The organism is Actinosynnema sp. NPDC004786 (genome assembly GCF_053601135.1).
The window spans coordinates 147,920-168,388 of the sequence record NZ_JBSGBG010000002.1 but is presented as its reverse complement, the minus strand read 5'-3'; the positions used below and the strand labels follow the sequence as shown (position 1 = coordinate 168,388).

Below are 20,469 nucleotides of genomic sequence, written 5' to 3'. Positions count from 1 at the left end.
CGACACCCGGTGTCCCCCCTGGCCTGCCCCCGGCACCGAGGACCGTAGGGACGGCCTCTAACAACTCGCTAACCGATGATCAGCCGAGGGTGAGGAACGCGGGCAGCCGCAGGGCCTGCTCCGCGAGGCCCAGCTCGCGCAGGGCCGCGTCGACCTCCTCCCGGTGCGCGTCGGCCGCCGGGTCGCCCGTGCGGGCCAGCACGAGGTGCAGCCGGGCGTGCACCCGGGCCGTCTCCAGCCGCGCGCCCGTGTGCCGCCAGACCGCCAGCGCCCGGTCCAGGTGGTCACGCGCCCGCGGCAGGTCGTCGGTCAGCACCGCCAGGTCCGCGATGGCGCGGTGGACCTCGGCCGTGGTCGTGGTGTCACCGGTGGCCTCGAAGACCCCCAACGCCTCCCGGAACCAGGCGTCGGCCCGTTCCGGGTCGTCGCGGTGCATCGCCACCGAGGCCAGCCGGAACCGCGCGTACGCCACCATGGCGGGGACGTCGAGCGCCGTGGCCGTCGCCATCGCCCCGGCGAACCACTCCTCCGCCTCGTCCACCCTCCGCGCGTCCAGCAACGCCGTGCCGTAGGTGAGCGCGTGCAACGCGGCGACCCGCGCGGTGCCCGCCGCGCTCTCCAGCTCGAACGCCTCCCGCGCGAACGGCAGCGCCTCCTCCGGCCGACCGGCCTCCACGTGGTTCGCCGCCAACCCCGCCAGCGCCGAACTGCGCACCTGCGCCGGTGTGCCGTCGTCGCACGCGGCCAGTCCCGCCCGGTTGCACCGCATCGCCTCCGCCAACCGCCCCTGCCGCCGGGCCACCAGCCCGGCCTGCGACCACGACCGGGCCTCCAGCGCGCGGTCGCCCGTGCGCACCGCCAGCTCCCGCTGCTCGACCAGCAGGTCCGTCAGCTCGTCGGGCCGGTCCCGCTCGGCCGCGCTCGCGATCATGGCCGTCAGCAGCCTCGCGCGCACGTCGTCCGGCACCCGCGCGCCCGGCTCGCGGGCCGCCGCCACGGCGGTGCGCATCACCTGCTCGCGGTCGCGGTTGCCGAGCAGGCCCAGGTAGCCGACCAGCCGCAGGGCCAGCCGTGCCGCCCGGTCGGCCAACCCCAGGTCCGCCGCCTCGCCGACCAGGCCGACGAGGGTGCGGCGTTCGACGTCCAGCCACGCGCGCGGCGCGCCGAGCACGTGCGGCAGCGCCTCCGGCGGCGCGGCGGGCACCGCGACGCCCCGACCGGCCAACATCCCGTGCCCGAGCCGTTCGTCGGCGGCGCCGGCCAGGCCGAGCCACGCGTCCACCAGGTCGGAGGTGGTCGAGAACCGCTCGTCGGCGGTGTCCTCCCGCTCCGCCCGTTCGGCGGCGAACTCGGACACGAGTTCGTGCAGCCGGAACCGCCGCTGACCGACCGCGTCCACGCCGGTCGGCTCCAGCAGGTGCACGTCCACCAGCTGGTCCACCGCCTCCGGCGACCCGCCGAGCCGCCGCACCACCCAGGCCGGCACGTCCGGCGACACCAGGCCCAGCCGCCGGAACAACGTCCGCGCACCGGCGTCCAACGCCCGGTAGCTCAACCCGATCGTGGCCCGCACGTCCATGTCCTCGACGGCCAGCTCGCCCAACCGCCCCCGTTCCGCCCGCAGCCGGGCGGCGAACCCGGCCAACGTCCACCGCGGCCGGGTCGACAGCCGCGCCGCCGCGATCGCCACCGCCAGGGGCAGGTTCCCGCAGGCCGCGACCACGTCCGCCGCCGCTGCCGGGTCGGCGGCCACCCGGTCGTCCCCGACCACGGCGCGGAACAGGTCCAACGCGGCCTCGTCGGACAGCTGCGGCACCGTCCAGCGCGCGCCGCCCGGCAGGTCGGCGAACTGCCGGCGCGAGGTCACCAGCACCCCGCACCCCGCCGCGCCCGGCAGCAGCGGCAGGACCTGCCCGGCGGAGCCGGCGTCGTCCAGCACCACCAGCACCCGGCACCCGGCCAGGCGCTCCCGGTACCGGGCGGTCAGGAGGTCGGTGTCGGCCGGCACGCCCTTCACCCCCAACGCCCGCAACCAGCGCGCCATCACCCCGTACGGGTCGACGGGCGTGCGACTGCCCCTCAGGTCGGCGTACAGCTGGCCGTCGGGGAACCGGTCCGCGACCGAGTGCGCCACGGCCAGCGCGATGGTCGTCTTCCCCACCCCGCCGGGCCCGGCCAACACCGCCACCGAACCCGCCGCCCCCACCGCCTCCGCCACCCCCGCGACCAGCGCGTCCCGCCCCACCGGCCGCCACGACAGGGCGGGCAACTGCTGCGGCGTCAACCGGCTCACCACCCCGGGCGCCCACCCCTCGCCGCTCAGGATCCGCCGCTGCAACGCCACCAGCCCGGCGCCCGGCTCCACGCCCAGCTCGGCCACGAACCGGGCGTGCACCTCCTGGTACACGTCCAGCGCCTCGGCCCGCCGCCCCCGCGCCGCCAGCGCGGACATCCGCACCTCGTGCAGCGACTCCCGGTACGGGTGCGCCGCCACCAACGCGGGCAACGCCGTCAACACCTCGTCCGCCCGTCCCAACCCCAACAACCCGCGCAACCGCAGCTCGGCGACCCCGAGCCGCTCCTCCTCCAACCCGGCTCGGGCGAACTCGGCCCACTCCCCGTCCACGTCCGCCAGCGCCCGCCCCCGCCACGACGCCAGCGCCCGCTCGACCGCCGACACGACCGACTCGTGATCGCCGTCGCCCGCCGCGTCACGCGCCCGCCGCGCCGACGACCGGAACTCGTCCACGTCCGAGACGTGGCCGTCCACCCGGACCTCGTACCCGGTCGGCCGCGTCCGGATCACGTCGCCGCCGACCCTCCGCCGCAACGCGCTCACCAGGTTGTGCAACTGCGCCTTGGCCGTCGGCGGCGCGCCGGGACCCCACACGGCCTCGATCAACCGCGACCCGCCGACCGGCCGGCCGCCCTCCAGCAGCAGGACCGCCAACACCACGCGTTCCCGCCGGCTGCCCGCGCCCAGCTCCCGCCCGCCGTCCCGCACCCGGACCGGTCCCAGCAGTCCGAACCACATGCCCGACACCCTAGGACCGCGCACAACCACGCCCCGTGACGTCAGCGGGGCCGCAGCGGCCTCGTCAGGTTCCGCCACGAGCCGCGCACCGGCGACGGTCGAAGGCCGCCCCCGCCCGCTCCGCACCTTCCCTGGAAGCCCGGTCGGCAGGCGCACCGGGCGCGAAGGCGAACGCCTGCGCGCCCGGCGCGCTGCGGACTACTCCTCGACGGTGATCGCCAGCGCCGGGCACATCACCGCGGCCTGCCGCACGTCCGCCAGCCGCTCGGCCGGGGGAGCGGCGTCGAGCAGCACCACGACGCCGTCCTCCTCGCGCTGGTCGAAGACGTCGTCCGCGGTCAACGCGCACTGCCCGGAACCGACGCACCTGTCCTGGTCGACAACCACCTTCACGACGTCCTCCTCGCCCTCACCAGGTCACCGGCAACTCGGTGACGCCGCCGGTGATGGTCGTGCGGACCTCCAGGTCCTCGACCCGCTTGACCAGTCGGAGGCCGGGCAGGCGGCGCGCGAGGGCGGCGAACACCACGCGCAGCTCGGTGCGGGCCAGGCTCGCGCCGATGCAGAAGTGCCCGCCGTGCCCGAAGCCGAGGTGGGCGCGTTCCGGGCGGTCGGGGTCGAACGCCTCGGCGTCGCGGTAGACCGAGGCGTCGCGGTTGGCGGCGTTGATCGACAGGACCACGGCGTCACCGCGCCGGATCGTGACGCCGGCGACCTCGACGTCGACGTGCGCGTACCGCAGCAGCCCCAGGTCGCCGGGCGCGCCCAACCGCATGATCTCCTCGACGGTGGCGTTGATCCGGCCGTCGGGGTCGGCGGTCAGGGCCGCCCACTGGTCGCGGTGGGTGAGCAGGAACAGCGTGCCCAGGCCGATGCGGTTGACCGTGGTCTCGTGGCCGGCGAACAGCAGCCCGACGCAGAGCCGGACCATCTCGTCGTAGTCGAACGCCGGGTCGGTGCTCTGGGCGCGCACGAGGTCGGAGATCACGTCCTCGCCCGGTCGCGCGCGCTTCGCCTCGACGAGCCCGACCATGTACCGGCTGAACTCCTCGAAAGCCCGGTGGGCCTCCTCGCCGATGGCGAGGTCGGACATGCGCTCGGACAGCGAGTGGAAGTGCTCGCGGTCGCTTTCCGGCGCGCCGAGCAGACGGCAGATGACGGCGACCGGCAGCGGCAACGCCAACCCGGCGTGCAGGTCGACCACCCCGTCGGGGGACGCGGCGCGCTCGGCGACCAGCCGGTCGAGGTAGCCGTCGACCAGGTCGCGCAGGTAACCGGAGAGCAGGTTCATCCGCTTGGCGGAGAACGCGGGGGTCAGCAGCCGACGCATCCGGGCGTGGTCGGCTGCCTCGGTGTCGTGGTTGCCGGTGGGCCCGTCCAGGATCGCGGCGGTCGACAGGCGCGCGGCCTTGTCCGGCTCGGGGTGGGAGCGGCCGAGCCGCTTGTCGCCGAGCAGGTCGCGCACCTCCTCGTAGCGGGTGACCAGCCAGGCCGGGTCCCCGGTCGGCGTGGTCACCCGCGCGACCGGCGCCTCCCGGCGCAGCACCTCGTACATCGGCGCGAGGTCGAGGACGTTCGGTCTCGCGAACGGTAATTGCGGGCGCTCCGCGGCAATGCTCATGGCTCTCCTCCCGTGATCCATCAAGCACTCCGACCGTAGCAGTTTGTTGGCAGTCACTGCCTATAAAGTTCGCCCGTCCGGGTGGACGGGCATGCTTGAATCGCCGCGTGGAGGACGTCGCGATCAACAGGCAGCAGGCGGGGGCGCCCCGCCGGGGACGGCCGCCGGTGAGCGACCGGCAACGCCAACGGCAGCGCCTGGAGATCTCCCGCCACGCGGTCCGCCTGTTCGCCGAGCACGGCGTGGCCGCCACCTCGGGCGGTCGGATCGCCCGAGCCGCCGGCGTCTCCGAACGCACGCTGTGGCGCTGCTTCCGCAGCAAGGAGAGCTGCGTGGAACCGCTGCTGGCCAAGGCGATCGACGCCTTCCGCGCGGTCCTGCGCGCCTGGCCCGCCGACGTGGAGCTGACCGAACACCTGCGCGACGCGTACCCGTCCCTCCTGGACTCGGCGTCGGACGCGGACCTCGAAGCGGTGCTCGCCGTGGTCCGGTTGACCCACGACGAGCCGGCCCTGCGCGCCGCGTACCTCATGCTCTGGGAACGCTCGGAGAACACCTTCGCCGAAGTGCTCACCGAACGCTCGGGCGGCCCGCCCGACTCGGTCGACGTCCGCGTGCAGGCCGCCGCGATGAGCGCCGCGCTCAAGGTGGCGACGGACCACCTGGCCCACGTCACGGCGACCGGCATCACCCCCGCGACCCTGCGCCGGCACCGCGAGGACGTCGCCGCGGCGGTCGATGTGGTCATCCGGGGGCTGTCGGACGAACCGCCCGGCGGAGGGCCGGCCAACCGCACCTGACCGGGAGCGCCCGACCACCATCCCGTTCGTCCGCGAGCCGGGCGTGCGGTGTCCCCGGTCACCTGCTCGTCGCGGGTTGATCACCTAGGGTGGAACCATGTCAGAGATCCAGTCGCAGACCCCTGCCGAGGCCTTCGAGCTGCTGCTGGCCGGCAACCGGCGGTTCGTCGCGGGAACGCCGGAGCACCCCAACCAGGACGCGGCCCGCCGGGCCGAGATCGCACCGGGCCAGCGCCCGTTCGCCGTGCTGTTCGGGTGCTCCGACTCCCGGTTGGCCGCGGAGATCATCTTCGACCGCGGTCTGGGCGACCTGTTCGTGGTGCGCACCGCGGGCCACGTGGTGGGGTCGGAGGTGCTCGGCAGCATCGAGTACGGGGTGGAGGTGCTGGACTGCCCGCTGGTCCTGGTCCTCGGCCACGACTCGTGCGGCGCGGTCGGGGCCGCGGCGGCCGCGTTGGAGGACGGGGCGGTGCCGGCCGGGTACATCCGGGACGTGGTCGAGCGGGTGACGCCCAGCGTGCTCGCGGCGCGGGCCGGGGGTCACACGGGGGCCGACGAGGTCCTGGCCGAGCACGTCCGGCGCACGGTGGACCTGCTGCTGGACCGCTCCCGCGTGCTCGCCGAGCGGGTCGACGCGGGTCGGGCGGCCGTCGTGGGCCTGTGCTACCGCCTGGCCGACGGCCGCGCGGACGTGGTCGCCTCCCGCGGGCTGGACGTCACCGCCGGATCCGCCCCCTGATCCGGTCCCGCCGATGACCGCGCGCCCCGCGCCCGTCGCCGGTCAGGCGGTGGGGCGGGGTCCCGCGGCGCGGCGGAGCCGGTTGGCGATCGCCAGGCCCAGGCCCTCCTCCGCCGGCAGGGAGGCGATGACGAGGTCGCAGCCCGACTGGTCCAGCTCGCGCAGGAACCCGTACAGCCCGCGGGCGTAGGCGGCCGTCGAGGGGGGAACGGTCACCACGGCGTGCGCCTTGACCGGGGCGTCGGCGAGCGCGGGCGGGAGGATGACGCCGACCCGGTGCCCCTGCTCCTGGGCGCTACGCGCTTCGGCGAGGACGTCGCCGGGCTCGACCAGGACGACCCGCGCCCGCGGCGCGTAGTGCGACGGGTGCTGGCCGGGCACCCGGACACCGCTCGCCGAACCGACCGCGACCGGACGGCCCAGCGCCGCTTCCAGCTCCTCCCGGGTCACCCCGCCGGGCCGCAGGATGGTCGGCGTCCCGCTCGTCACGCCGACGATGGTCGACTCGACGCCCACCTGGCAGGGACCGCCGTCGAGCACGAAGTCGACGGCGTCCCCCAGCTCCGCGCGGACGTGGTCCGCCGTGGTCGGGCTGACCGAGCCGAAGCGGTTGGCGGACGGGGCCGCGACGGCGCCGCCGAAGGCCGACAGCAGCGCGAGCGCCACCGGGTGGTCGGGCACGCGCACGGCCACCGTCTCCAGCCCGCCGGTCGCCGCCAGGGGCACCCGGGGGCCGCGTCGCAGGACCAGCGTGAGCGGTCCGGGCCAGAAGCGCTCGGCCAGCAGGCGGGCCGTGTCGGGCACGTCGGCGACCCAGTCGCCCAACCGCTCCGCGCCGGCGACGTGGACGATCAGCGGGTGCGAGGGCGGGCGTCCCTTGACCTGGAAGACGCGGGCGACGGCGGCGGTGTCCTCGACGTTGGCGGCCAGCCCGTAGACGGTCTCCGTCGGCATGGCCACCAGCCCTCCGGCGCGCAGCACCCCGGCCGCCTTCTCGATGTCACCGGTTCCTGCCGTCACGCCGGTCAACCTCCGCTGTTCCCGCTCCGCGCACCCGTCCGGTGACGCGTCCGCACTTCCTGGTCCGTGCCGGGCGACCCGACCGGAACGACCAGCGTAGAACGCCGCCGTCCGACCGCCGGGCGCGGGCAAGGGCGCGCCCGGCGCACGCTCGTGAACCTACGAATGTACGTGTAGAGTCGTACTGTCACGCGTGGGCGACCCCGAGGAGACGACGATGCCTTCGAGCGCGGGAGACCGGCGGAACAGGGACATGCGGTGCGCCCCTCGCGCGGTGGGTCGGCGATGACCGACCACGAGGTGGCCGTGGTCGGTGGCGGGCCGGTGGGGATGCTGCTCGCGCTGGAACTCGCCACGTACGGCGTGCGCACGGTCGTGCTGGAGCGGCTGCCCGAGCCGACCGGGGAGTCCAAGGCGGGCACGCTGCACGCCCGCACCGCCGAGACGCTGCACCGCCGCGGGCTGCTCGACGCCGTGCAACCCGGGCCGCACAAGGCCGCGCGCGGGGGCGGGCGCTCGGTGACGTTCCACTTCGCGGGCCTGTTCGCCCTCGACATCGGCCGCGTCGTGGACGAGGGGCCGGTGATCGTCGGCAGCCCGCAGGCCCACGCCGAGCAGGTGTTCGCCGACCGGGCCGCCGCGCTGGGCGCCGTGATCCAGCGCGACAGCGAGGTCGTCGGCCTCGACGACCTCGGCGACCGGGTCGTGCTCGACGTCCGCTCGACCTCCGGCGCGACCCGGCAGGTCACCGCCGACTGGGTGGTGGGCTGCGACGGCGCGCGCAGCGCCGTGCGCAAGCTGGCCGGCATCGGGTTCGTCGGCACGCCCGGCACGGTCGCGGCGCTCATGGGCGACGTGCGGCTGCTCGACCCGGACGCGGCCCCGGTCGGCTGGCAGCGCACCGAACGCGGCTGGACGTTGTTCTGGACGAACCCGTTCGGCCACAGCAGGGTGTGCACCTACGACTTCCGCGACGCGGCCCTGTCCCGCCCGGACCGGACCGCGCCCGTGACGCTGGAGGAGCTGCGCACCGAGGTTGAGCGCATCGCGGGCCGCCCGGTGCCGATGGACCGGCCGCGTTGGCTGACCCGCTTCACCGACGCCGCCCTGCAGGCCGACACCTACCGGCGCGGCCGGGTCCTGGTCGCGGGCGACGCCGCGCACGTGCACTTCCCGGCCGGCGGCCAGGGCGTCAACCTGGGCCTGCAGGACGCGGTCAACCTCGGCTGGAAGCTCGCCGCGCAGGTGCGGGGCTGGGCGCCCGAGGGCCTGCTGGACACCTACCACGCCGAACGGCACCCGGTGGCCGCCCGCGTGCTCTACAACGTGCGCGCGCAGGTCGGCCTGATGCTGCCCGACCGGCGGGTGGACGCGCTGCGCGACCTGTTCGTGGAACTCATGCGACTGCCCCAGGTCAACGACTTCCTCGCGGGCATGATCACGGGCGTGGACGTGCGCTACGACACCGGCCGGCCCGACGACCGGCTCGCCGGGCTGTTCCTGCCGGACCTGCGGCTCCGGGTGGGCGCCGAGGCCGCCACCGTGGCCGGGTTGCTGCGCGCGGGCCGCCCCGTGCTGCTGGACCTGGCCGACCGCGAACCGCTGCGCCGGGTCGCCGCGCCGTGGGCGGACCGGGTGGACGTGGTCGTCGCGAGCTGCGCCGACGTGCCGTCCGCGCCGACGCTGCTGGTCCGCCCGGACGGCTACCTCGCGTGGGGTGGCACGGGGTCGGAGCACGACCGCGACACCCTCGGCGAAGCGCTGCGCACCTGGTTCGGCGCGCCCGCGTGACGGGGATCAGGGCAGCCGCACCGACTGCCGGTGGCGGAAGAAGTCCGTCGGGTCGTAGGCCGCCTTCACCCGTTGCAGCCGGGGGTAGTTCTCGCCCCAGTACAACGCGTGCCACGGCACGCCCGACGTGTTGTGCTCCGCCTCGGTGAGGTCGGCGTCGGGGTAGTTCAGCACGCACCCGTCGGTGCGCTCGTCCGGGACCGGCACGTGACCGGTCCCGGCGTACAGCTCGGCGTAGAAGCGACGTGCCCACGCCACGTTCGCGTCGTCGTCGGACGGTTCGCTCCAGCCGGTCTGGATGTGCAGCTTGAACGCGCTGTCCCGGTGCACGTTCGCGGTGTCGGTGCGCCCGACGGCGTTCACCCGGCCGCCCGACGACGTCAGCATCGCCTGCGCGAACGGGTTGGCGAACCCGTCCCGGCCGTCGAGGTTGCGGTACAGGGTCGCCAGTTGCGCGTCGGTGAACCCCGCGCGGTGGTAGGCGGACTTGTGCTCGCCGCGCAGCGTGGGGTCCACCATCCGGGGGTGCATCGTGCCCAGGTGCCGGGTCGCGGTCAGCCAGCTCCACCGCTTCGGCCGGGCGTACCGCGTCAGCGGGCCGTGCTCACCGGAGGGCCGGGTGAGCGCGCCGTGCGGCAGGCCGACGCCGCGCGTGACGTCGGCGACGAAGCGGTCCAGCAGCCGCTCGGCGTCCGCGCCGCTGCCGTCGAGCACGGTGAACAGGCCGACCTCGCCGGTGGCGCGCTGGTTGAGCAGCAGGAAGCCGCACAACCCCGCGTACCGCCCGCCGGGCGCGGCGTTGGCCACGTGCCAGCCGGTCCAGTTGCGCACCAACCGGGTGAACGCCGCCTCGGTCATCCCGTCCCACGGCCACGCGATCGCGCTCAGCAACAGCTCCGCCGGCGGCTTGGGCAGCAGTCGCGCCGGGTCGTCCGACCACGCGTCGGGCGAGCGGAACAGGTACCGGGTGACCACGCCGAACGTGCCGCCGCCACCGCCGGTGTGCGCCCACCACAGGTCGTGGTGGGGGTCGTCGGGGTCTCGGGTCGCCACCACGAGCCCGGCCCGGCCCGCCGCGTCCACGACGACGACCTCCACCGCGTGCAGGTGGTCGACCACGAGCCCGTCCCGGCGGCACAGCAACCCCCAACCGCCGCCCGCGACGTGCCCGCCCACGCCGACCGAGTAGCACTGACCGGCCGGGATCGTCACGCCCCACGTCTTGTAGAGCAGTTCGTACACGTCGAGCAGCGTCGCCCCGGCCTCCACCGAGAACGCGCGGTGCACGGGGTCGAAGGTCACCGAGGTCATCCCCGACAGGTCGAGCACCACCTCGACCTCGGCGTTGAACACGAAGTCCTCGTAGCAGTGCCCGCCGCCGCGCACGGTCAACCGCTTGCCCGCCCGCACCGCCTCCTGCACCACGTCCAGCGCCTGCCGCGGCGAGGACACCACCCGCACCGACCCGGGCCGCCCCACCCACCGCCGGTCCAGGCCCACCACCAGGTCCGGGTAACGCGGGTCGCCGGGCTCGACCGTCACCGCCCCGAACCGCGCCCGAGCCCCGACTTCGTTCGCCGCCCCGAACCCCGCCCGAGCCCCGACTCCGGTCCCCGCCCCGACCTCCGCCGCCGTCCCGACCCCGGTCGCCGCCGCCGCACCGGACCCGGCCGCTGTCCCGGGCTCGGTCGCTGCCGCTCCGGGCGTCGCCGCCGCGCCGATCCCCATGGCGCCGGTCGCCGCCAGCAGCCGCCGCCTGCTGATCAGCCCGTTGTGGTCGTCCATGCCGCCTCCGCTCGATCCCGTCACCTCGGCACCGCCGCCGTCAGCAGCGGCGCGACCAGGTCCGCCAGGATGTCCGGGCCGTCCCGGGTGAGGATCGACTCCGGGTGGAACTGTGTCGAGGCGAAGCCGGGGCCCCGCAGCGCGTGCACCTGCCCGGTCGACGGGTCGCGGCTGACCTCGATCGCGTCGCCGAGCGGCAGCGGACCGCCGTCGTGCCGGGCCGCGAAGGTGTTGTAGAACCCGACGTGCCGGCGCCGGCCGAACAGGTCGATCTCCAGCTGCACGCCCTGGTGCGGCAGGTCGCGGCGCAGCAGCGGCAGGCCGAGGTGGGCGCTCAGCACCTGGTGGCTCAGGCACACGGCCAGGAACGGCCGCCGTTCGCGCAGCAGCCGCCGCACCGCCGCGGCCAGGTGCGCGATCTTCGGGTGCGCCCGGTCGCGCGGGTCGCCGGGACCGGGCCCCAGCACGACGAGGTCCGCGTCGTCGAGCGCGTGCTCCACGTCGTAGCGCCGCACCGCGACCTCCAGGCCGAGCGACCGCAGCTGCACGTCGATCATCGACGTGAACGTGTCCTCGGCGTCGACCACCAGCACCCGCCTGCCCGCGAAGCCCGCCCGCGGCCGGGCCCGCCGGCCCGTTGGTTCCGACCAGAACCGGGCCAGCGGCTCGTTCCGCCGCGCCAACGCCTCCACCACCGGACGCCGCCCGCCCAACCCCGCGCCGCCGGACGTCGCCACCGACGTCGCCGACCCGGTCAGCGCGGCCAGCAGGCCCGCCGCCTTCACCCGCGTCTCGGCCACCTCCGACGCCGGGTCCGAGTGCCGCACCAACGTCGCGCCGACGCCGATGGCCACCCGGCCGGCCGCGTCGATGTCGGCGGTGCGGATCAGGATCGCCGAGTCGACCGCCTGCCCGCCGGACGGGTCCGGCCCGATCAGCGCCACCACGCCGCTGTAGTAGCCGCGCCCGGCGGGCTCGTAGCGGCTGATGACCTCGCAGGCGCTCTCCAGCGGGCTGCCGGTGACGGTCGGCGCGAGCAACGTCTCGCGCAGCACGTCCCCCGCGGCCATCGCGGTGCTGCCCTCGATCAGGTACTCGGTGTGCGCGAGGCTGCCCATCTCCTTGAGGAACGGGCCGATGACGCGCCCGCCCGCGCCGCACACCCGGGCCATCATCTTCAGCTCCTCGTCCAGCACCATGTGCAGCTCGTCCACCTCCTTGCGGTCGGCCAGGAACTCCAGCACGCCGTCCAGCTCCGGCCCGGTCGGCGGGTACCGGTAGGTGCCGCTGATCGGGTTCATCACGACCCGGCCGCGGTCGAGGGTGACGTGCCGCTCGGGGCTCGCGCCCACGAACGTGCGAGTGCCCGTGTGCACCAGGAACGTCCAGTACGCGCCCGGCTCGCGGGTCACCAGCCGGCGGAACAGGGTCAGCGCGGTCGCGGGGGAGTAGTCGGCGATGTCGACCAGGTACGACCTCTTGACCACGAAGTTCGCGCCGACCCCGCGCCCGATCTCGTTCGCCAGCACGGAGCGGACGACGTCGGCGTACCCGTCGTCGTCCACGTCGAAGTGCCCGTCGGCGAGCACGATCGGGGTGTCCGGCAGCCGGTCGAGCACGCCGTCGAGCGGCAGCACGGCCCGCTCGGACACCGCCATCGCGAGCAGCGGCGCACCGTCGTCCGCGCACGCGAAGCCGCGTTCGGTGATCTGCCGGTAGGGCACCAGCGCCAGCACCTGTCCGTCGTGGACGGACAGCTCGGCCAGCCGGTCGTGCTCGGTCAGCGGGCCCGCGAACACCTCGACGTGCCCGGAGCCGGTCGACTTGGGACGGTGCAGGAGGGCGTAGGCGTCGGCGTTCCCGGCCAGCAGCCGGTCCAGCAGGTCGGTGTCGGTCACGAGTCGGCCCCCGTCGACAGCATGCGCAGGACCTCCTTGGTGGACGTGGTCGACGCGCACGTCGCGGCGGCGTAGGTGATCGCCATCCGGTGGTGCGCCTCGGAGAAGTCCGCGACCGCGTCGGTCACCAGGAACGGCCGGATGTCCGAGCTGAACGCGTCCAGGCACGTCACGAGCACGCCCACGTGCGCGTAGACACCGCACACGACGATCTGGTCACGGCCGCGTTCCCGCAGGAACTCCTCCAGCCCGGAGTTGAAGAACGCGCTGTAGCGCCACTTGGTGAACACCGTGTCGTGCTCGCCCGGCGCGAGTTCGTCCACCACCGCGCGGTCGGCCTCGGACACCGTCATGCCGGGTCCCCACAGGTCGGTGAGCAGGCCGCGTTGCGCCGGGGTCATGCTGCCGGGCTGCGCGGTGTAGGCGACCGGGACGCCGAGCGCGGCGCACCGCTCCCGCAACGCGGCGATGTTGGCCACCAGGGACACCACCGGTTCCCCGCCCGCCGGGAAGGGCGCGACGAAGTAGCGCTGCATGTCGTGGATCAGCAGGATGGTCCGCTCCGGGTCGACCACCCACCGCAGCGGGCCGTCCGACCCGGCTGCAACGGGCATGGGGTAGGCGTCGATGGTCGGGATGGGCATGGTCTGGCCACCTTCCTCGCCGGGCGGCGGACGACGACGGCGCGGTCACGCGCCGAGCGCCGCGCCGCCGTCGACGGTGAGCGTCTGCATGGTGATGTGGGACGCGCGATCGGACAGCAGGTACAGCACGGCGTCGGCCACGTCGGACGGCTGCGCGACCTTGCCGAGCGGGATGCCGGTCCGGAACGCCGAGGGCACGCCCTCCACCGAGGCGCGGACCGCGTCGCCGTCGTCCCACAGGCCGGTCAGCATCGCGGTGTGCGTCGAGCCGGGCGCGACGACGTTGCAGCGGATGCCGTGCTCGGCCAGCTCCAGCCCGAGGCACCGGGTGAAGCCGGTCGCCGCGGCCTTGGACGCCGCGTAGGCAGCCATGTCCATCCGCGCGATGCCCGCCGCGTTCGACGCCACGGTCACGATCGCGCCGCCGCGCCGGGGGATCATGCGGGCCGCCACCGCGCGGCACAGGTTGAACACGCCCGTGCTGTTGACCGCGAACGTGGTCGCCCAGTCGTCGTCGGTGAGCAGGTGTGCCCGGCCGGTCCGCAGCACCCCCGCCGCGTTCACCAGCGCGCCGATCGGGCCCACCCGCGCCTCGACGTCCTCGACCATGGCCCCGACCGCCGTGCTGTCGGCCACGTCGACCGCGTACGCCCGCACCTGGTCGCCCTCCAGCTTCGCCAGGCCGTCCGACGCCACGTCGACCGCGGCGACCGAGACGCCCTGCTCGACCAGCGCGCGCACGACGGCCGTGCCGATGCCGCCCGCCGCGCCCGTGACCACCGCCGTGTTGTCGTGGAACACGTCACTCCCCCCAGACCGCGGCGACCGCGAGGGCTTGCCCGGGGTTCAGCCTCGGGTCGCACAACGTCGTGTACTCGGCGCCCACGTCGGCCAGCCCGGCCTCGTCGGCCGCGCACTCGGTGACGTCGTCGGGCGTGGTCTCCAGGTGCAGCCCGCCCGCGACGCCGCCCGCGCCCGCGACGGCCTCCCGGAACGACCGGACCTCGCGGGTGATCGCGGTCAGCAGGCGGCTCTTCAGCCCTTCGGCGTTGGTCACCGTGTTGGCGTGCATCGGGTCGCACAGCCAGATGACCGGGTGGCCCAGCGCGCGCACGGCGGCGACCAGGGCGGGTAATCGTTCGGCCACCACGTCCGCGCCCATCCGCGGGATCAGCGTGAGCCTGCCCGGCGTGCGGTGCGGGTCGAGCCGGGCGCACAGCGCCAACAGGTCGTCGGCGGACGCGGTCGGGCCGACCTTGCACGCCACCGGGTTCACCACCGACGCCAGCAGGTCCACGTGCGCGCCGTCGGGCCGGCGGGTGCGTTCCCCGATCCACGGCCAGTGGGTCGAGCTGAGCACGGTGTCGCCGTCGGCGTCGCGTCGCAGCATCGGGAGTTCGTAGTCGAGCACCAGCGCCTCGTGGCTCGCCCACACGTCCCGGTCGCCCGAGGGGCCGCGCAGGAACGCCAACGCCGCGCGGGACGCGGTGTAGCAGGCGAGCATCCGGTGCGGGTTCGGCCGCCGCAGCTCGGGGTCCGGCTCCGGGCGGTTGACCATGTGACCCGCGTACACCGGCATCTCCACGCCGTCGACGCGTTCCACCGCGGCCGACCGGGGTTTGGCGAACTGGCCCGCGAACCGGCCGACGCGGATCACCGGCAGGCCCGCGCCGGCGGCCATCGCGCCCGCGACCGCGTCCAGCAGCCCCACCTTGCGGGCCAGGTCGCCGGGGCGGCACTCGGCCGGGTCCTCGGCGCAGTCACCCGCCTGCACGACCTGGGCGCGGCCCTCGGCCACCTCGGCGAGCAGCGCGCCGAGCCGCCGCACCTCCTCCACCTCGACCAGGCCGGGCATCCCGGCCAGCGTCGCGCCCACCTCGGCGGCGGCGCCCGCGTCCCAGGCGGGTTGGTGCGCGGCGGGCAGCGACCGTCGCCGCCGGATCTCGTTGTCCGGCAGCGCTCCGACACGATCCATCAAGTCCATGTGCCGAGCCTGCGGGACCGCGGGGCGCGATCGTGGCGAACCGGGTGGATCCGCGATCCAGTTCGTCACGGACGGTTCGACTGTGTCAGAACGTTGGGACAGACGGGTTTTCGCGCCTCCGCACGGGACCGGGGAGCGGACCCTCGGACCTGCTCCCCGGTGCCGCGCCCGTGCCGGCGTCAGTCGACGGCGGCCACCGGTTCCGCGACGGCGGCCCGGTCCGCGGCGCGCGGCTTGCGCAACGCGAAGCTCACCAGGATGCCGAGCAGGATGCCGATCGCGGCGACGTACACCGCGGACCGGAGCGTGCCGGTGGTGAAACCGATGAGGCCGGGGTCGGCGACGGCCACCAGCACGGCGAGGCCGACGGCGGTGCCGACCTGCATCGCGGTGGACGTCATGGCCGAGGCGACGCCCTGCTCGCCGCCCGCCACACCGGACGCGGCGGCGATCCACATGCCGGTCCACGTGATGCCCTGGCCGATGCCGTAGAGCGCGACGCCGGGCAGCACGGCGAGGTAGGAGCCGCCCGAGTCGCCCATGCCGTAGGCGATGGCGGCCGTGCCGACGATGCCGATCGCCATGCCCAGGACCAGGATGACCCGCATGTCCACCCGGCCCGCCATGCGGCCGCTGATCTGCGTGCCGACCGCGATCAGCACCGCGGGCACCAGGAACGCCAGGCCGGTCTGCAAGGCGTCGTAGCCGTGCACGCCCTGGAAGAAGACGGTCAGGAAGTACGGCACGGTGCTGTAGGTCGCGCCGAAGACCAGCGCGATGGACATGGCGGTGCCGAGGCTGCGGTTGGCGAACAGGCGCAGCGGCATCAGCGGGTCTCGGCTGCGGCCCTCGACCACCGCGAACGCCGCCAGCAGGACCGCCGACAGCACCGAGCTGATCAGCACCTCCGGCGAGGTCCAGCCGGACTCCGGGCCCTGCACCAGGACGAAGACGAGCAGCGTCACGCCCAGGGTCGCGGTGATCGCGCCGGGCAGGTCGAACGTGCGGCCGCGCTCGCGGGCCGGGTCGCGGGGGATGAGCGCGAACGCGACGAGCGCGCCGAGCCCGGCCAGCGGCACGTTGACGAAGAACACCGCCGTCCAGCCGAACGCGTCGGTGAGCAGGCCGCCGAGCAGCGAGCCGAGGCACAGGCCGCCGGCGCCGCACGCGCTCCACACCGCGAGCGCCCGGTTGCGCTCCCCGCCCTCCGCGAACATGGTGTTGACCAGCGACAGGGTGGCCGGGAACAGCAGCGCGCCGCCCAATCCCTGCAACGCACGCGCGGCGATCATCACGCCGGTGTTGGGCGCGAGACCGCCGAGCAGGGAGGCGACCGCGTAGACGGTGAGCGCCAGCACGAACATCCGGCGCCTGCCGAGCAGGTCGGCCGCCCGACCGCCGAGCACGAGCAGGCCGCCGAACGCGACGGCGTACGCGCTGATCACCCATTGCAGGGTCTGGGCGCTGAAGCCGAGGGAGTCGCCGATGTCCGGCAGCGCGACGTAGACGATGTTGAAGTCCACGGTGATGATCAGCTGCGCGAACCCGAGCAGCAGCAGGGCCGGGCCGAGCCGTCGAGCCTGGGGCGGGGCGGTGGGCATGGCGCTCCTTGTCGTGGCACCGTACGTCACTATACGTACAGTTGGAATGTACGTGGATGTTCGTACAGTCACGCAGCGCTGTCAAACGGCTCGCGCGGGTATGTCATTTCGCATGTACGCGTACACTCGACCTCGTGTCCGACGCCCACCACCCGACCCGCGACCAGATCCGCCTGGAGGCCGTGCTGACCGCGCTCGGCCACCCGTTGCGGATGAACGTGCTCCAGGTGCTCGCGGACGGAGGGGAGTACCCGTGCGGCGCGATCGTGGACGGCGTGTCGAAGTCGACGCTGACGCACCACTGGCGGGTGTTGCGGGAGAGCGGTGTCATCAACCAGCGCGCGTCGGGCCGGACGCTGCTGCTGTCGTTGCGGCGGGACGACCTGGACGCCCGGTTCCCGGGGCTGATCGACGCCATCCTGGCCTCGTACACGCCGGCCGACCCCGCCGAGCTCGTCGACGCCCGCTGACCCGAATCCCGGAGACCGACCGGCCGTGCGGCTCCTGGTAACCGCGGCCGGTGAAATCCCGGCGGCACACCCGGGATCCGCTGTGGAGCCACTCGCACCGGTCGGGTGTGACGTGTTCGCGGTTGATGCCGTTCTTCCGACGCCGGAGGGAGACCTGTCGCGCCAGGACCGCGAACGGCGGGCGCGGTGGGACGGACCGTGCGCGGGCGGCGGCACCGTCGACACCCTCCGTTCCGGCGGTGCCGCCGCGCTTCGGCTAGGACGACCGGCCGGCGACCAGCAACTCGGGCGCCCGGGAGCAGGCGTTGGCGGGCATCAGGATCGCGTGCGCCACCGACACCAGCGTGATGTGCCGGTGCCAGCCCGCGAACGAGCGCCCGGTGAAGTCCTCGATACCGACCTGCGAGCTGACCTCCGCCACGTCCTGGCGCACCCGGTCGAGCCGGCGGGCCAACCGCAGCAGCCCCGCGCTCGACAGGTCGGTCAGGTCCGACAGCCACAGCTGCGGCAGGCCGTTGCCGTCCGGCGGCCACACCGCCAGCAGCACCAGGCGACCCGACCGCGCCGGGTCACCGGGCACCGCGACGTCCGCGGTCGCGCACAGCCGGAACCGGTGCGACGGGTCGGGCGCCACGGGTTGCCGCAACGGGTGCAGCGCGGGCCGCAGCGAGCGCAGCGTCGTGCGGACCCGCCGGTTGTCCGCCAGGTCGGCCACCACGTTCACCGACGCGTCGACCCGCATCACGAACGACACCTCGCGCAGCCGCAGCTGGGCGATCAGGGCCTCGGCGTCCGCGTCCCGCGCGTCCAGCACCAACGGCCGGGGCTGGACGTCCCAGCCGTCGGCCACCTCGAGCGCGGCGTTGAGCTTGCACGAGCCGGGCGTGGCCGACGACAGGTGCGCCGGGATCGCGGCCCGCCGCCGGCGCACCGGGTCGTTCAACCAGCTGTCGGGCAGCGCCAGCCGCCAGTTGACGGGGTAGCTGGTGTGCTCGGCGGCCAACCAGACGCCGTAGGCGTGCTGGCTGTTGGCGACCCGGCCCAGGTGCCGCACGAAGGCGTTCTGCACCCCGACCGAGTGCCGGCCGGACTTCGTGATCGCCATCGAGTCCACCACCCAGGCGATCGGCTTGACGGTGCGGTCCAGGTGCTCGGCCAACGCGCGGCGCACCTGCTGCCAGTCCCACGGCGAGTTGCTGACGAAGTGGTGCAGGCTCTGCTCGGCCGCGGGCCTGCCGAGCTGGGACGCGAGGTTGCGCATCGACTTGCGGCCCTCCGCGGCGAGCAGGCCGCGGACGTACAGCTCGCCCGCGCGCCGCTGGCTCCGCCTGGCCAACGACGCGAACACCCGCTCGCACAGCTCCGCGGCGTCCTCGGCCAGCCACTCCCGATCCAGCTCAACCTGTCTCGTCACGTGCGCATCGCTCATTTTTCGGCTCCCCACAGCGGCGTGTCGACCTGTTCGGGCGCGCCGTCCCGGCGAATAGCGGGAGTCGGCGCGTCCCGGCGTGCGTGGTCGCGCTGCGCGTACAGCCAATGACGGCCGCCCCCTCGACGGCCACGCGCCGCGCGCGATCCACTGACCGGTGCGAAACGTGCTCAGGTAGGAGGTTCTCCCAGGGTGACCGCCCCCCCTTGCGCTGGTCACCGGTCGATGTGGCTCATGATGCCACGCCTGCGGGGAATCGGCCAACATTTGCGGGAACACATCAATTGCCCGAGTTGGTCGTCAATTCGGGCAAATAGCGTAAGCCGGTGGGGGGCGGCGTGGAATATTCCTTTGTAAAGAGCCGGTCGGTCGCCGAGGGTGACAATGCGGCGACCGACCGTTCCTTTATTCGGCGGCGGCTGCCACGCGTCGCGCCGCCCCGACGGATTCCGGTGTGCCCGTCGAGCCGTCGAACCGGGTGGCGCCGTGCAGCCAGGCGACCTTCTCGTACAGCTCCTCGGTCGAGAACCCGCCGAGCATGGCGTTGCGAGCCCGTGCGGCCTCTCCCGAGGGGTGGTACAGCCGCGTGCCCATGGCGCGGGCCACGAGCTGCGCGGCGGCCGTGCGCTCGCGCCGGTCTTCGACGAACGCCGCGAACGCGGCGGCCGGCTCGCGGCCCGCCAGCAGGTCGCCCAGGTGCACGGCGTCCTCCAACGCCATGCAGGCGCCCTGCGCGGCGTACTGCAGCATCGGGTGCGCCGCGTCGCCGAGCAGCACCACCCGGCCGTCCTGCCACCGGTCGACCGGGTCGCGGTCGCACAGCACCCAGCTGCGCCAGTCCCGCCCGAGCGCCAGCAGCGCCCGGATCACCGGCGCCGCGTCGGCGAACTCGGCGAGCACCCGCTCGCGCTCCACCGGCACGCCCACCACGACCTCGGTCGCGTCGTTGTCGCGGGTGACGGCGACGTTCAGCGACCGGCCGCCGTCGATCGGGTAGTGCACGAAGTGCCAGCGCGGCCCGGCCCACAACGTCACCGAGTCCGACCGGAGCCGCGCGGGCACCGACTCCATCGGGATGACCGACCGGTAGATCGTGTGCCCGGACACCCGCGGCTCGCCGTCGCCGACGAGCTGCGCCCGCACCGCCGACCGCAGCCCGTCCGCGCCGACCAGGGCGTCACCGCGCACCCGCCCGCCGTCGGCCAGCACCGCGACGACGCCGTCCCCGTCCTGCTCGTAGCCGACGACCGGGCTGTCCACCCGCAGCTCGACGTCGAGGTGCGCGCGGCACCGCGCCAGCAGCGGGGCGTACAGGTCGTTGCGGTGCACCACCGCGTACGGGTTGCCGAAGCGCTCGCGGTACTCGCCGAGCACCGGCATCGCGGCGACCTGCTCGCCGGTGACGGCGTCCATGAAGCGCAGGGCGTCCACGTGCACCGCCCGGTCGAGCACGGCGGCGGCGACGCCCAGCCGGTCCAGCGCGAGGAACGCGTTGGGGGCCAGCTGGATCCCCGCGCCCAGCTCGGTGAACTCCGACCGGCGTTCCAGCACCACGGCCCGGTGGCCGCGGTCGGCCACCGCGAGCGCGGTGGCCAGGCCGCCGATGCCGCCTCCGGCGACGATCACCCGTGACATCGTTCCTCCGCGTCCCGC

At 74.6% G+C, this 20,469-nt stretch carries 16 protein-coding genes; 4 read left to right on the top strand and 12 right to left on the bottom strand.

Annotation, left to right across the window (positions count from 1 at the left end):
• Positions 1 to 79: 79 nt before the first annotated feature.
• The 3 genes from ACWEFJ_RS02960 to ACWEFJ_RS02950 form a co-directional block, all read right to left on the bottom strand.
• Positions 80 to 3,034, bottom strand: coding sequence for a BTAD domain-containing putative transcriptional regulator (locus ACWEFJ_RS02960; RefSeq protein WP_449712739.1), 2,955 nt, complete (start codon positions 3,032 to 3,034; stop codon positions 80 to 82).
• 198 nt (positions 3,035 to 3,232) lie between these two features.
• Positions 3,233 to 3,427 (bottom strand): ferredoxin, encoded by a 195-nt coding sequence (locus ACWEFJ_RS02955; protein ID WP_378086648.1) that lies wholly within the window; start codon positions 3,425 to 3,427, stop codon positions 3,233 to 3,235.
• Between the two features lie 16 nt (positions 3,428 to 3,443).
• The gene (locus ACWEFJ_RS02950) at positions 3,444 to 4,655 is read right to left on the bottom strand and encodes a cytochrome P450 (protein WP_449712738.1); all 1,212 of its coding nucleotides are present in this window, start codon (positions 4,653 to 4,655) and stop codon (positions 3,444 to 3,446) included.
• A 107-nt stretch (positions 4,656 to 4,762) separates the two neighbouring features.
• Between ACWEFJ_RS02950 and ACWEFJ_RS02945 the strand changes: the two genes are divergently transcribed.
• Complete coding sequence (locus tag ACWEFJ_RS02945; RefSeq protein WP_449712737.1) at positions 4,763 to 5,455, top strand: TetR/AcrR family transcriptional regulator; 693 nt, start codon at positions 4,763 to 4,765, stop codon at positions 5,453 to 5,455.
• A 97-nt stretch (positions 5,456 to 5,552) separates the two neighbouring features.
• Positions 5,553 to 6,194, top strand: a complete 642-nt coding sequence (locus ACWEFJ_RS02940; RefSeq protein ID WP_378086654.1) for a carbonic anhydrase — start codon at positions 5,553 to 5,555, stop codon at positions 6,192 to 6,194.
• A 42-nt stretch (positions 6,195 to 6,236) separates the two neighbouring features.
• Here ACWEFJ_RS02940 and ACWEFJ_RS02935 read toward each other — a convergent pair whose 3' ends face one another.
• Positions 6,237 to 7,214 carry an L-threonylcarbamoyladenylate synthase gene (locus ACWEFJ_RS02935; RefSeq protein ID WP_449712736.1) on the bottom strand — a complete coding sequence of 326 codons (978 nt, stop codon included), beginning with the start codon at positions 7,212 to 7,214 and terminating at the stop codon, positions 6,237 to 6,239.
• Positions 7,215 to 7,499: 285 nt separating this feature from the next.
• Between ACWEFJ_RS02935 and ACWEFJ_RS02930 the strand changes: the two genes are divergently transcribed.
• Positions 7,500 to 9,005, top strand: coding sequence for an FAD-dependent monooxygenase (locus ACWEFJ_RS02930; protein ID WP_449712735.1), 1,506 nt, complete (start codon positions 7,500 to 7,502; stop codon positions 9,003 to 9,005).
• A gap of 6 nt (positions 9,006 to 9,011) precedes the next feature.
• Here the strand turns inward: ACWEFJ_RS02930 and ACWEFJ_RS02925 are convergent, their stop codons facing one another.
• The 6 genes from ACWEFJ_RS02925 to ACWEFJ_RS02900 form a co-directional block, all read right to left on the bottom strand.
• A complete protein-coding gene (locus ACWEFJ_RS02925; protein ID WP_449712734.1) occupies positions 9,012 to 10,790 on the bottom strand; it encodes an FAD-binding protein in 1,779 nt (592 codons plus the stop codon).
• A 20-nt stretch (positions 10,791 to 10,810) separates the two neighbouring features.
• A complete protein-coding gene (locus ACWEFJ_RS02920; protein ID WP_449712733.1) occupies positions 10,811 to 12,688 on the bottom strand; it encodes an anthranilate synthase family protein in 1,878 nt (625 codons plus the stop codon).
• Complete coding sequence (locus ACWEFJ_RS02915; RefSeq protein ID WP_449712732.1) at positions 12,685 to 13,332, bottom strand: isochorismatase family protein; 648 nt, start codon at positions 13,330 to 13,332, stop codon at positions 12,685 to 12,687. Before ACWEFJ_RS02915 ends, ACWEFJ_RS02920 begins: the two co-directional genes overlap by 4 nt.
• A gap of 45 nt (positions 13,333 to 13,377) precedes the next feature.
• A complete protein-coding gene (gene dhbA / locus ACWEFJ_RS02910; protein ID WP_449712731.1) occupies positions 13,378 to 14,133 on the bottom strand; it encodes a 2,3-dihydro-2,3-dihydroxybenzoate dehydrogenase in 756 nt (251 codons plus the stop codon).
• A gap of 1 nt (position 14,134) precedes the next feature.
• Positions 14,135 to 15,307, bottom strand: a complete 1,173-nt coding sequence (locus tag ACWEFJ_RS02905; RefSeq protein WP_449712730.1) for a 3-deoxy-7-phosphoheptulonate synthase — start codon at positions 15,305 to 15,307, stop codon at positions 14,135 to 14,137.
• A gap of 188 nt (positions 15,308 to 15,495) precedes the next feature.
• Positions 15,496 to 16,917: an MFS transporter gene (locus tag ACWEFJ_RS02900; protein WP_449712729.1), complete on the bottom strand. Its 1,422-nt coding sequence runs from the start codon at positions 16,915 to 16,917 to the stop codon at positions 15,496 to 15,498.
• Between the two features lie 134 nt (positions 16,918 to 17,051).
• Between ACWEFJ_RS02900 and ACWEFJ_RS02895 the strand changes: the two genes are divergently transcribed.
• Positions 17,052 to 17,387 carry an ArsR/SmtB family transcription factor gene (locus ACWEFJ_RS02895; protein WP_378086673.1) on the top strand — a complete coding sequence of 112 codons (336 nt, stop codon included), beginning with the start codon at positions 17,052 to 17,054 and terminating at the stop codon, positions 17,385 to 17,387.
• Between the two features lie 256 nt (positions 17,388 to 17,643).
• On the opposite strand, the gene ACWEFJ_RS02890 is transcribed toward ACWEFJ_RS02895, so the two are convergent.
• Positions 17,644 to 18,816 (bottom strand): IS701 family transposase, encoded by a 1,173-nt coding sequence (locus ACWEFJ_RS02890; RefSeq protein WP_449712728.1) that lies wholly within the window; start codon positions 18,814 to 18,816, stop codon positions 17,644 to 17,646.
• Between the two features lie 405 nt (positions 18,817 to 19,221).
• The gene (locus tag ACWEFJ_RS02885; RefSeq protein WP_378086677.1) at positions 19,222 to 20,451 is read right to left on the bottom strand and encodes an FAD-dependent monooxygenase; all 1,230 of its coding nucleotides are present in this window, start codon (positions 20,449 to 20,451) and stop codon (positions 19,222 to 19,224) included.
• Between the last annotated feature and the right edge of the window lie 18 nt (positions 20,452 to 20,469).